At 56.7% G+C, this 13014-nt stretch carries 6 protein-coding genes and 1 pseudogene; 4 read left to right on the forward strand and 3 right to left on the reverse strand.

Translation table 11 applies throughout. The features are described 5' to 3' along the window. Window positions 1-16: 16 nt before the first annotated feature. The 3 genes and pseudogenes from ACK8OE_RS19630 to ACK8OE_RS19640 all read right to left on the reverse strand — a co-directional run. Complete coding sequence (locus ACK8OE_RS19630; protein ID WP_410274018.1) at window positions 17-3262, reverse strand: error-prone DNA polymerase; 3246 nt, start codon at window positions 3260-3262, stop codon at window positions 17-19. Then, entirely contained in the window at window positions 3262-3789 is a 528-nt protein-coding gene (locus ACK8OE_RS19635; RefSeq protein ID WP_410274019.1) for a DUF6504 family protein, read from the reverse strand. Before ACK8OE_RS19635 ends, ACK8OE_RS19630 begins: the two co-directional genes overlap by 1 nt. 55 nt (window positions 3790-3844) lie before the next feature. Then, window positions 3845-4282, reverse strand: a pseudogene (locus ACK8OE_RS19640) (Tn3 family transposase); the annotation flags it as partial. 430 nt (window positions 4283-4712) lie between these two features. On the opposite strand from ACK8OE_RS19640, the gene ACK8OE_RS19645 reads away from it, so the two are divergent. The 4 genes from ACK8OE_RS19645 to ACK8OE_RS19660 all read left to right on the forward strand — a co-directional run. Then, window positions 4713-6836: a type I secretion system permease/ATPase gene (locus tag ACK8OE_RS19645; protein ID WP_410274020.1), complete on the forward strand. Its 2124-nt coding sequence runs from the start codon at window positions 4713-4715 to the stop codon at window positions 6834-6836. After that, window positions 6833-8227, forward strand: coding sequence for an HlyD family type I secretion periplasmic adaptor subunit (locus tag ACK8OE_RS19650; RefSeq protein ID WP_410274021.1), 1395 nt, complete (start codon window positions 6833-6835; stop codon window positions 8225-8227). Before ACK8OE_RS19645 ends, ACK8OE_RS19650 begins: the two co-directional genes overlap by 4 nt. A gap of 484 nt (window positions 8228-8711) precedes the next feature. After that, a complete protein-coding gene (locus tag ACK8OE_RS19655) occupies window positions 8712-9638 on the forward strand; it encodes a hypothetical protein (RefSeq protein WP_410274022.1) in 927 nt (308 codons plus the stop codon). Between the two features lie 25 nt (window positions 9639-9663). Beyond that, window positions 9664-13014: calcium-binding protein (locus ACK8OE_RS19660; protein ID WP_410274023.1), on the forward strand; the 3351-nt coding region annotated here is incomplete at its 3' end.

The raw sequence follows: 13014 nt of genomic DNA on the forward strand, positions 1-13014 counted from the left end.
GGGAAAACAAGTTTAATCATCTAAAATCCCGGCTCTTCACTAAAGTGGCATGCCCTGCCGGCGACTTCGCCATACGGGAATCCATCAGCGCCCCACCGTTGCGGAACTCGTCGCCGGGCTGATGCGGCAGCGATATCGCCACATCGCGCTGACTGATCGTGGCCAATAACGGCGACAGGTCGTTCAGCGACCGCGCGATCAGGTGGATCACCTGGCCTTCCTTCTGGATTTGACCGGACACCTCAATCAGGCTGGAGGCCAGAAGCACCCGGCGATAGAGCTGCCCGGTCTTCTCCCAGACGATGACGTTCATGTCTGTGGTTTCGTCTTCTATCGTCATGAAAGTCACGCCATTGGCCGAGCCCGGCCGCTGGCGCACCAGCACCAGCCCCGCGACCTTGACGTATTTTCCGTCGGCCTGAGCGATGGCCTCCCGGCATGACATCAGCCCCCTGCTCTTCAGTTCGTCACGAAGGAAAATCACCGGGTGGTGGTACAGACTGTAGCCCTTCGTATTGTAATCCTCGACAACCGCGTGTCCGGCCGTCATCGGCTTTAGCCCGATCTCCGGTTCAATCGCCTCCGGCTGATGCGCGCCGTCCATGTCGAGCAGGTCCGCGAAAAGGGGCAATGGTTCGTCCCGCATCCCTTTCAGAGCAAAGAGGGCTTCCCGGCGTTCCTGTCCAAAGCACGGTTTGAAGGCGTCGGCGCGCGCGAGTTGCTGAAGCGTCGAGATCGGGACGCCCGATCGGCGCCAAAGGTCGTGCAGCGATTTGAAGGGCACCTCGCCTCGGGCGGCAACCAGGGTGGCCGTGTCGGCATTTTTCAGCCCCTTGATCGTCCGGAACCCCAAACGCACGGCAAAGCGGTTAGGATGCCGCGTCGGCTCAAGCGAGCAGTCCCATCGGGAACGGTTGGCGCAAGCGGGCCGCACCTCAACGCCATGTTCGACGGCGTTCCTAATGAGTTGCGCGGGTGCATAGAACCCCATCGGCTGGCTGTCGATCAGGGCTGCCAGGAACACATCCGGGTGGTGGCATTTCAGCCAGGACGAGGCATAGGCGATCAGCGCAAAGCTGGCGGCATGGCTTTCCGGGAACCCGTAGGAACCAAAGCCCTGAAGCTGGCCGAATAGCTGCTCGGCGTATTCCAGCGTATAGCCATTTTTCAACATCCCTTCGACGATTTCGTCGCGGAAGTGATGGACGCCGCCCGTATGTTTAAAAGTCGCCATCGCGCGTCTGACCAAGTCGGCTCGCGCGGCTGAGAAACCCGCGGCGACCATCACCACGCGCATGGCTTGCTCTTGAAACAACGGTACGCCCAAGGTTTTGGACAGGACCGCCTCCAGTTCCGGCGACGGGTAGCTGACCGGCTCCTTTCCCTCCCTCCGTCTGAGATAAGGATGCACCATATCCCCCTGGATCGGGCCGGGCCGAACGATGGCCACCTCAACGACCAAGTCGTAAAAGGTCCGCGGCTTTATGCGCGGTAGCATCGACATCTGCGCGCGGCTCTCGATCTGGAAGGTGCCCATGGTGTCGGCCTGGCGGATCATGGCGTAGGTGCGCGGGTCCTCTGACGGGATGGTCGCCAGATTGAGGTCAAGCCCCTTGTGCTCGCGCAGCAGGTCCAGCCCCCGGCGCATAGCCGACATCATGCCCAAGGCCAGACAATCGACCTTCATCCAGCGCAGGACTTCGACGTCATCCTTATCGAACTCGATGACCTGCCGGTCTTTCATGGCGGCTGGCTGAATCGGGCACATCTCGTCCAGGCGATCATGCGTCAGGACAAACCCACCAGGATGCTGGCTCAAATGGCGTGGCGCGCCCATGAGTTGGCGCGACAGCTCGATGACCAGACGAATGCGGCGATCATTGAGATTGATACCCAGACCGACGGCGTCTTCGGCTTTGAAGCCATCGCGCGACCAATGGGAGACTTGAGAGGATAGTGTCTTGATCAGGTCTTCCGTTAGGCCCATGGCGCGCGCCACATCCCGAAGCGCGCCGCGCGTCCGGTAGCGCGTCACGACCGAACAGAGGGCGGCATGGTTCCGGCCATAGGTGTTGAACACCCATTGCATGACCTCCTCTCGCCGGTTATGTTCGAAATCCACGTCGATGTCGGGCGGTTCATCGCGTTCGGCACTCACGAACCGCTCAAACAGGAGGTCGTTGCGCGCGGGGTCGATCGAGGTGATTCCGAGGACGTAGCAAACACAGGAATTGGCGGCGCTGCCCCGGCCCTGGCACAAGACACCGATCGAGCGGGCGTACTGGACAATGGAATTGACCGTTAGGAAGTATGGGGCGTAGTTCAACTGCTCGATCAGGCCGAGTTCGTGCTTCAGGAGCCGAATGATTTCGTCCGGCACGCCCTCCGGGAACCGCCATTTCGCGCCCTCCCAGGACAAGCGTTTCAAACGCTCCATCGGTGTCAGTCCATCATCGCGGATTTCCGCCGGATACTGGTAGGTCAGTTCTTCCATGGAGAACCGGCATCGGTCGGCGATATCGGCCGATCGCCGCAAGGCTTCCGGATAGTCCGGGAACAGCCGGGCCATCTCTTCAGCGGATTTCAGATAACGGTCGGCATATAGCTCGCGCTGGTCGCCCAACTCGTCGATGGTGCAGCGATTACGGATACAGGTCACCACGTCCTGTAGCGTCGCCAGATCGTGGACATGGTAGAGGACGTCATTGGTCACCACGGTCGGGACCCGGCACTTCGCCGCAAGGTTCGAGAGCGCCAGAAGGCGCGTGTAGTCACCCTGCCGGCGGCGCAGGGTCAGCGCCACATAGGCGCGCTCGGCAAAGGCCGCTTTGAAGCGTCTGAGATAGAGGCCGCATTGATCGTCCGGCTCATCCGGCAGGAAGATGCCGATCAGGCCTTCAGCTATGGCCTCGACGTCGCGCCAGTCGATCAGGCACTTGCCCTTCCCGGCCCGGTGATTGCCCGCAGTCAGCGTTCGGCTCAACCGCGCATAAGAGGCCCGGTCAGTCGGATAGACCAGAAGCGAAGTTCCGTCAGTCAAATCGAGCCGGCACCCGACGATCAGACGCAAACCTGTGGCGCGAGCGGCGACCAGCGCCCGCACGATCCCCGAAAGCGTATTGCGGTCGGTGATGGCCAGCGCGTCCATACCCAGCGCCTTGGCCTGTCCGAACAGTTCGTCGCAGGACGATACGCCGCGCAAGAAGGAGAAGTGGCTGGCGCATTGCAGTTCGACGTAAGGAACCGCCCCGACGGTTGGCATCAGGCGAACTTCCCGTGCATGAACCAACGCAGGGAGCCCGTATCCTCATTCTGACCGTCACCGGTGCGAAAGGCCCAAAAGCGCTCCCCGCCGTCAACCTCCAGAATGAAATAATCCCGGACCTTCCCGGCTTCCTTTTCGGTCTGCCACCATTCCCCTCGCACCCGCTCAGGACCGTCGGCCGCGGTGACGCGATAACGACTACCGCGCCACTGGAACGACACGGGCGGGTGATCAGGCAGCAGCGCCATGGTCTGCATGGGCTCGGGCCGAAACAGCCTGAAGGGACGCCGGAATTTCGCGTTCCGTGGCGATCCCACCGTCTTGGCGTGCGGCGGCAGGCGCCTGACGGCGCGTTCAGGGATATCACTCGGGGCGGCGATGGAGCGGTAGAGACGGCTCTTCGTTCCGAAGCGATTATACAGGGTGTCCCATAGGGTTTCGACGTCAGGCGTCGGAGCCTCGCCGTAACCGGCCAAGATCTGCTGCGGCGCCAGACGTCCGGTCAGGGTTGCGGTCAGCACCATGGCCCGAACTAACCAAACGTTCAAATCTGTAGCATAAGCAGACAAAAGGTGAACATCACGCCGCCGGCTTGATGATACGTGCCCGAGATTGCAGGGTCCTCAACGGACGCAGTTCACCCACGGGACGGGCCAGTTCCTTCTCACTGGCCCAGATATAGTCGCCGGTGAGATTAATGTGCTCCCAGCCAAGCGGCGAGAGGTGGGACAGCATGGCGTCATCGACAATCTCACCATGCGCCCGCAGCTCCGCGACAGCCTTTTCCAGATACCTTGTGTTCCAGAGGATAATGGCCGTCACGAGAAGATTAAGCCCGGAGGCGCGATGCTGTTGATTTTCATAGGTGCGGTCGCGGATTTCGCCGAGGCGGTGAAGGAAGACCGCGCGCGCAAGGCTGTTTCTGGCTTCGCCCTTGTTGAGCTCCTGCGTGGTTTGGCGCCGCAACTGGGGATCTTCGAGCCAGTCGAGAGTGAACAGCGTCCGCTCCATCCGACCAAATGTAAATTCGCATGCAATTCTGACCCCCTGAAGGGTGGTTTTCGCGTCCAAAGCTGACCCCCTATTCGGGCTGTGTCACACTCCTTCCTTTGACGTTCGTCGTCTGAAGGAGGGTATTTGGAGGATGATTGACGTGGATCAGATCGGTCAGATCCGCCGTGCGTATTTCGAGCAGGGCGCCAAGATAAAGCAGATAGTTCGAGACTTGGGCATAGTCGATAGATCCGCTGCAATGGCGGCTGTGCCCTCATCATGCGCTGAACGCGACGTATCCAGCATCGTGACAAGGCCTTTTCACACGACCGTTTCAAGGTGCACCGCCCAAGTTGAGAACTGTTCACAGCTTTTTGCAAAAATTTCATTTTTGCCACCTTGTCGCCATAGTTGCGCCGGGGTAGGTTGCGGCCCGACAACTATGGGGTGTGTAATGAGCGTGGGGGGAAGCGGCGACAGCGGCTTGGATAGTCTTGTCCTGCTCTTGGGCTTTCATCAAATCGGAGCAGATCCGCAGCAGTTGCGGCATTCGCTGGGCAAGCCCGAGGCCGCCGATTCCGGTGACCTTGTGCGTTTGGCACGCCGTTTGGGCGCGCGCTCCAAGCTAACGCAGCTCTCACTGGCGAAGATCGGCGGCGCGCCGTTGCCGGTGATCATCAGGGACAATGGCGGCCATTATCTGATACTGGCGCGGGTTCATGAGGGCCAGGCTTTGGTACAGCGTCCCAATCAGCCGCCTGAGACATTATCCTTTGCTGAACTGGGTGTGATCTGGTCGGGGGAGACCGTACTGGTCACCACCCGCTCGGAGTTGGCGTCTCTCAGCAAATTCGACGTCACATGGTTCATTCCGGCGCTCGTCAAATACCGCGGCCTGCTGGGCGAGGTGCTGATTGCGTCATTGGTGCTTCAACTCTTTGCATTGATCACGCCGCTGATTTTTCAGGTAGTGATCGACAAGGTTCTGGTCCACCAAGGGCTGACTACGCTTGATGTCCTGGCGTTAGCATTGGGTCTGACGGTTGTTTTTGAGACGGTACTCGCGGGCCTGCGGGCCACTCTCTTTACCCACACGACCAGTCGTGTGGACGTTGAGTTGGGCGCACGTCTTTACCGCCATGTCCTGGCGCTGCCTCTGGCTTATTTTGAGCGCCGGCGGGTCGGTGACACGATTGCGCGTGTGCGTGAGCTCGATACCATCCGGGAATTTCTGACCTCCTCCTCGGTTACACTCGTCATCGACCTTTTATTCACCGTCGTCTTTCTGGTGGTGATGTGGTTTTACTCGCCTTGGTTGATGCTGATCGTGGTGATTGCAATTTTGCTCTACGCGCTTACGGCCGGCCTAATCACCACCCCCTTGCGTAAACGTATTGAAGAGAGGTTCAATCGTGGGGCAGAGAGTCAGGCTTTCCTTGTCGAGAGCGTCTCCGGTGTTCAAACGCTAAAGGCAGCGGCCGTCGAGCCTCAGATGCAGCACCGCTGGGAGCGTCTGCTCTCGGCCTATGTAACCTCCGGGTTCAAAGCCGCTAAGCTCAATATATGGGGTGGCCAGGCCATCCAACTCATCAATAAGGCGTCGACGGTCCTGATCCTCTTCATCGGCGCCAAGCTGGCGCTCTCGGGTAAGATTACGGTAGGCGAATTGGTGGCCTTTAACATGCTGGCAGGTCGTGTGGCCGAGCCCGTGCTGCGACTGGCCGGGCTCTGGCAGCAGTTCCAGGAAGCGCGCGTCGGTATCGATCGCCTAGGAGATATCCTCAACGCGCCGACCGAAGCGCAGTTTTCGCCTTCGCGCGCCGCGCTGCCGGGCATTGCCGGCAGCATCCATTTCGATGACGTCACCTTCCGTTATAAGCCGGGCGGCAAGGAAGTGATGCGACGCGTCAGCCTCGATATCAAGCCGGGTGAAGTGCTGGGTATCTGCGGGCCGTCGGGATCGGGGAAGTCGACACTGACCAAGTTGGTCCAACGCCTCTATGTGCCTGAAAGCGGTCGTGTGCTCGTTGACGGCGTCGATCTGGCTCAGGTGGATCCCGCTTGGCTGCGACGTCAGGTTGGCGTGGTCTTGCAGGAAAACCTCTTGTTTAACCGGACGGTGCGCGAAAACATCGCCCTGAGTGATCCGGCAGTGCCAATGGAGGCTATCGTCCACGTCGCCAAGATGGCTGGCGCCCACGATTTCATTCTGGAGCTTCCAGAGGGCTACGACACGCTGATCGAAGAACGCGGCACTAACCTGTCCGGGGGGCAACGCCAGCGTATCGCGATCGCTCGTGCCCTGATCGGTAACCCGCGCATTCTGATCCTTGACGAGGCGACCTCGGCCCTTGATGCCGAGTCCGAGGCGATCATCCAGGAAAACATGCGTTCCATCGTCCAGGGGCGCACGGTTCTTATTATTGCCCACCGTCTGTCGGCCATCCGCATCGCTGATCGCATCATCACCATGGAAAATGGCGTTGTTACTGAAAGTGGCACGCACGAAAGCCTCATGGCGGCTGACGGTCGCTATGCGCAGCTATGGAAGACGCAAATGCGTGGGGGGCATGCATGAGCCTGAAAAAGCATTTCAATGTCCTGATCCAATCGTGGAAGGCCGAAACCGAACGCCGCCGCGCCTATAAGGGCGACCGTGTCGAAACGCAGTTTCTCCCAGCGGCCTTGGAGATTATGGAGACGCCGCCGTCACCGATCGGACGGACGATCATCTGGCTGATTATCGCGGCCGCCCTTATTGCTCTGTCCTGGTCCATTCTGGCCAAAGTAGAAATGGTTGCGGTGGCAGAGGGGAGGCTCGTGCCCACCGGACGCCTGCGATCTGTAGAGTCTCTTGAAAGTGGCCTTATTCGCGAGATTTTGGTTCGCGAGGGACAGCGTGTCGAGGCCGGGCAAGTGCTTATACGTCTTGACCCCACTTTCGCCGTGGCAGATGCACAGAGCGCAGGCACGGAATTGTCAACGGCCAGTCTCACGCTTGCGCGCGCCAATGCCCTGCTGTCCTATGCGCGCGGCGGAAGCGCGCAGATACAGGCGCCCGGCGACACGGATGCGTCCGCGATAGACGCCGAGCGCCAACTCGTGGCGGCACGTATTTCAGCATATGAGGCCAAGCGGGCGTCCTCACGCGAACGCATGAATGGTGCCGAGGCGTCTGCCCGCTCAGCGCAGGCCGAAATCGTCAAGCTGGAACGCACACTGCCCATTCTGAGAGGGCAGTTGGATGATCAGATCGTGCTTGAGAACAAAGGCTTCGGGGCCAGACAGAAGGTTCTACAGCTGCAGCAATCGATCATCACGGCGGAACAAGACCTCCAGTCTCAACAGGCTCGACTAGACGAGGCCCGAGCGCAGGTCGCATCATTGAACCGGGACATGGCCGAATTGCGCGAGCAGTTCGTCGCGCAGGCTGCTCAGGAGCGGTCTGAGGCCGAAGCCTTGTCCGCGACGCGTGCGGATGCCTTTGCCAAGGCTGATCAGAAGCGGCAGTTACAGACGCTTGTGGCCCCCATCTCGGGAACGGTGCAGTCCATCTCGGTCACTACTTTGGGGGAAGTTGCCGAAGCAGGATCGCCCTTGGTGACAATCGTGCCAGAAGGTGAAGACCTGATTGTTGAAGCGCTGGTGCTAAACAAGGACGCCGGGTTCGTCGCCAAGGGCGACGAGGTCATCCTAAAGCTCGAGGCCTATCCCTTTACGCGATACGGGACGCTTTCTGGCCGGGTACTCGAATTCTCTCCCGACGCCATTGTCGATGAGAAGCGTGGCCTTGTTTTCCCGGCAAAGATCAAGATCGTAAAAAGCCGTTTGAGCGTGAGCGGTCGTGAGACCTTGCTTTCGTCTGGTATGAGTGTGCAGGCGGAGATCGTGACGGGCAAGCGTCGCATTATTAGCTATATTCTTTCTCCTGTAGCGAAGGCGATGAATGAGGCGGGAAGAGAGCGATGAGGTTCTAAAATGCATTGCAGTATTGGGATGTGGCTCTTCAGACGCAACTTAACTGGGTGAAATCGGGGCTTGCCTTACCCATTTTGCCGGGCAGCTAAAACGACGCCAAGAGGGATAGTCTGGTTTGCGCTGAAAAGTTGTAAGTTGGGGCCGGAGCTGGTGAATTCCGGGCTCAGATCATAGAGTTATCACAGCGCGAGTAATGCCCGCTTACCCATTAATCCTGAGATCGATCAGTTATTTAGGTGCGTTTGAAACAAAAGCAAAATGCCGTCGCATAACAGCAGTATCTTTGAGTCAGTCGCAATTCAAAGTTGACAAATGCCGCAAAACGCTGTCATCTGCGCTCAGTGTGGCCATGCCGCTGATATGGGGAAACTGACCTATCTGATCCAAAAGCCAGATACTAAACGTCAGTTTGACGAAGGCAATTGCGTGCGCGTAACCCCAGTATGGGGCTAGTTGTCATTCCGGAAGTCCATAGATGATGTTTATTCGAACCAAATTGGTCGCTTTATTGTTGGGATTATCCGTGGTGCCCGCATTTGCAGCGAGCCCAGCCGAAGCCCCCGTTGTCGATTTGCGGATTTCAAATAGCGATGCCAGGATTTTCAAGTTTGAGCCTGCGTCCGAAATCGATTGGAATTGTTCCATTTTCTCATCTTTTGTAACCGCCATACCTCCTCGTTCTATGTCACGGTTGCTTAAGAGGGGCGGCGTCAATTATGATGACACCAGTGCGCGGTCGCTCGCCGACATCCGCCCGGATTTAAAGGCGACCTGTGAGCCTATGGGCTTTGCGCAGAAGCGGCGCCGACAGCCGAAGGTTTCTCGTTCGAGTGAACACCCAGAGGATTTGTTGGATCGTTGCGATATACTAATCGGAGAAACAATTGCAGTAATCGGGCCTCATGTTTTGGAAGGCGCGCTTGGCATTGGTAAAGGCCCCTCATCTGAAGAGGTGGCGCGTCTTCTAAGCCTATCCATATTTGTAAAGGACTCTGTGGATCTGCGAATTCACGTTAGATACCAGTTCGCTCTACTATATTCCGCGCTATATTATGACGCTCGCTCAGATAATCGCTCTAAACCTATACTGAGAGAGCTAATTAGCGCCCTTCAATTCTACCCGACCGATGTCATTTCATGCGCAGGGTTCCAATTTCAGGCGGTCCTGCAATGCCAGGGTATTGATCCCGAACATCCGACCAACTTTATAAATATACCGAACACATTTTTGCTTTCATCGACGGTTCTGCTTAGCCGCAAATACGATTTGGACTACGGCGGCTATGTCGCCAAGCGGCTGCAGATGGCGATCCTGTACAATGATCTCAATTCTGCACTCTACAAGGCATCACCATGCGCGTTTAGCAAGCATGCCCTTGAAGCGAACCTAGAAAAACTCTGAAAACAACAGCAATAAGGGGGGCAATATGCCAAGTCCAACAAACAATTGGGTCGAGACAGCAGGACCGCAAAGTTCAATGAATAGATGGAGGGTTTGCTCCGTCAAAACCTACAAGACCACTTTTGTGGTGCAAGGGCATCAGGTCTCTGTCTCCATCACGCTTACCGCTTCGAACCGGACGCAGCGCAACTACGCTAATGAGGCGAAGTTGTTTGCAGAATCGATGATGCGTCAACCAGACGTTCAGCAGCAAATCCTGTCAGGTCGTAGCGGTCAACCTGCGTCGGAAATTGAGATCACCTACCTAAGGAGTACTGGCGATTCCAATGTCGGTGGCGGAACGGTTGTACAGAATAAAGGAGACGGCACAAACCGTGTCTTAGTTGCGCTCAGTGAGAATCTTGCCGCGGGTGGTGGGGGTTCAGAGCGTATGCAGCATGCGGAGAAGTTGTTCCACGAAGTCGTTGGTCATGGTCTAAATCTCACGCAGAATTCCAGCCACTGGTGGGATGGACCCGTTAACTACACACCAGGGGACAGTGTTTCTACAGTAGTAAGCCGCTATGATGCTTTAGATTCAGATTTTGCGACTTTGGCCGCTCGTGTGCGTTCGGCCAACTCCATTCAGGAGGTCGCTGCTGTTCTGAAAACAGGCTATGCGACCGGCATTCTTACCGCGGACAAAGTGCTGCGTGATATATACGGCACTGGTCTTAGTCTGCAAGGGCTGAAGAACACGTACGGTGAAGAGTGGGTAGATTACGCGCGAGCGAATGCTACCCAGCATAAGCTTGCTGTGATTTACAGAGAGCTGACTCGAGCCGGCTCCACGCCTACTTCCCAAGATATAAGTCTTCTCATCAGTCGCGGCATACTTAAGCCATCTGCAGCCGGAAAATCCAGCAACTTCACTTGGGACGATTTTGTTCCATCAGACAATCTTGAGCTTGCAAAGAGTAAAGTCAACGGCACACAGATCGTTGGCGGAGAAGCTAGGGACACCAGCGGGAATGTCATTTGCCCGGTCGCTCCAGGCCTATTGAGTCTGGAGGAGCAGCGAGAGCTATTAGAGACCTTCCTCAAGGGCAGCAACGGAAACAAGCCGACACAAGCGGAGATTGAGGCCTATATCAACGCCTCATATCATGGTCAGATCGGTTCGATTGTTGGATCGTCACTAGGCAATTACTTGGCCAAGGGCGATGCCCTTAAAGGCATCGTGTATTCTTCGTTCCTTGGTGAGGTGGGGGAGCGGGTCGGTTTAGCCATTGGCGGCGCCGCAGGTATTGACCTTACTCAAAAGGTGAAAAACGAAGTCGAGTTCGAGTGGGAACGGATTTCGTTTAGTCAGCATGTACTCGAAAAAATGCGCGATGCTGCCGCGGGCACGGTGTCTTCGATACTCATGGCCGATCTAGCCAATAGTTTAGGAATGAAGGGCTTTGGTGCGGAGCTGTTTACAACAGCATCGTCGAGTGTTGTCAGTCAGGTTCTGCAGAACGCTTTCAACAATGTCAGTCTGTGGAATGGTATCCGAGTTGCAGAAGTGGGCTCCAACGGCGCTCTGACAGGAAAGTGGGATTATACTCCCGCGCGTGACCTGATGGCCAACGCCATCGGCTCCTTTTTGGGTGCGAAGCTTGGGGCAATGGTCGTTAGACCTGAGACTGAAGCGGCAGTGGTTCTGTCGTCTATAGGTTCGGCTGTCGGCAGTTATGTTGCGCTTCAAAGCACTGGTTTGGCGTCTTTCCTTTCACTCAAGACGAGCTCATTGGCATTCAATATCATTGCGCCAGGTATCGGTGCTTTCGTTGGCTTTGTCCTTGGCGCGCTAATCGGAAATCTTTTTGGTAAGAAAAAGAAAATAAGGACGCCCACAGCAAATGCCGAGACTGTGCTGCAACTTCCTTATGCCCGATATGAAGTTGGCGCGACTTCTGCAGCAAACGGAGGCAATCTCGAATTGGCGACCGCGATGGCGGCAAATGCACGAGACATTCTCAATGGCTTCATTCGAGAGATCACCAACGGTAACGATAAGGCGCTTGTATCCAACGTTAATGGTTACGGCACGACGCAGTCCTACGGCCATACAAACAGCCAGTTGTACGTGAAAATCAATGGCCTGACGACCTACGTGAATTCGGCTGACGAGGCCGTGGAAAAGGGTACGCTCGCAGCTATCCGCAATACATATGTTGTGGGTGGCGACTTGTTTATGAAGCGCGTGGTTCTTCAAACAGCGGCCGAAGATCTCCTCGCCTTCTCAGGCGACCTGCAAACCGCGCGAGACTATAATTTTTACAGTTCGAGCCGAGAACTGATTAACGGTTACATTAAAGAGGGTTACGCCGACATCTCAGCGGCTGACCAAAGCTTTTACACAGGAACGAACAAGGATCTCGTTGATAAAATCGTTGGTGGAGGCGTCGGTTCGCTATCGTCCGCGGAGCAAAGCCAATACGCCAACAATAAGCCGCAGATTGACCGGGTTGTCCAATCTGTGCAGGCACAGACCATAGCCACTCCTTGGCTGGTAACCTTGCAGCGAGCCGGTGAGCTGAAACTGGATCAATGGTCAGTGTCAGATTACTATGGTGGTTTGCGAGGCTTCCTTGAATCGCTCGGTGTCGGCAGCGCGGGGAGCGTCTTTTTCGAACAGATTACAGCAGGCTGGGTCAACACTGGTGTCAGCGGTATGCATCTGTCAGCACCGTCCTCCATTTTTGGTTTGCTTCCTCAGGCAGCGGCCGATGGGAGATCGGTCATCGTCAATGATGTGACGAAGTGGAACCTGTATGCGTCTTCGGGCACCACGTCGCAGAATAACGACTTTATCCACCTCGACATCGACATGAACGATGAGACCACAGCCACAGTGTGGGTCGAAAGCGGTTATGGCGAGGACTACTGGAATGGTTGGTACTGGGATTATCAGTGGATCGATACGTCTCACTGGGAAACACAAACCGTATCAGGCGGCGATGATGTGTTTATCGCTGGCAGCGGCAACAATACACTCAACGGCGCCAACGGCCATGACTGGCTCGACGGGCAGGGCGGTAACGACGTCTTACACGGCGGCGAGGGCAATGACGTTCTGATCGGAGGTGCAGGCAATGACCTGCTTTATGGTGGGAACGGCGATGATTATCTCTCCGGCGGTGATGGTGATGACTGGAGCCCGAATGGCTTTGGTCTGTGGGGTGGCGCAGGTAATGACGTGCTCTCAGGCGGATCAGGTGTCGACGCCCTCTATGGAGAAAGTGGCGATGATACGTTCCTGGTCGATAATGACGGCGTTTACGACCATTATGAGGGTGGCGATGGTTCGGACACCGCGTCGTTCGAACGCTTCAGCGAAGTCGTGGGCAAC

The sequence above is a fragment of the Asticcacaulis sp. W401b genome (assembly GCF_046503825.1).
Taxonomy (GTDB): Bacteria; Pseudomonadota; Alphaproteobacteria; order Caulobacterales; family Caulobacteraceae; genus Asticcacaulis.

Excerpts from the sequence above, each read along its gene's own strand:
- ACK8OE_RS19630 (WP_410274018.1), bottom strand. The coding sequence starts at position 3,262 with ATGCCAACCGTCGGGGCGGTTCCTTACGTCGAACTGCAATGCGCCAGC.
- ACK8OE_RS19635 (WP_410274019.1), bottom strand. The coding sequence starts at position 3,789 with ATGGTGCTGACCGCAACCCTGACCGGACGTCTGGCGCCGCAGCAGATC.
- ACK8OE_RS19645 (WP_410274020.1), top strand. The coding sequence starts at position 4,713 with ATGAGCGTGGGGGGAAGCGGCGACAGCGGCTTGGATAGTCTTGTCCTG.
- ACK8OE_RS19650 (WP_410274021.1), top strand. The coding sequence starts at position 6,833 with ATGAGCCTGAAAAAGCATTTCAATGTCCTGATCCAATCGTGGAAGGCC.
- ACK8OE_RS19655 (WP_410274022.1), top strand. The coding sequence starts at position 8,712 with ATGATGTTTATTCGAACCAAATTGGTCGCTTTATTGTTGGGATTATCC.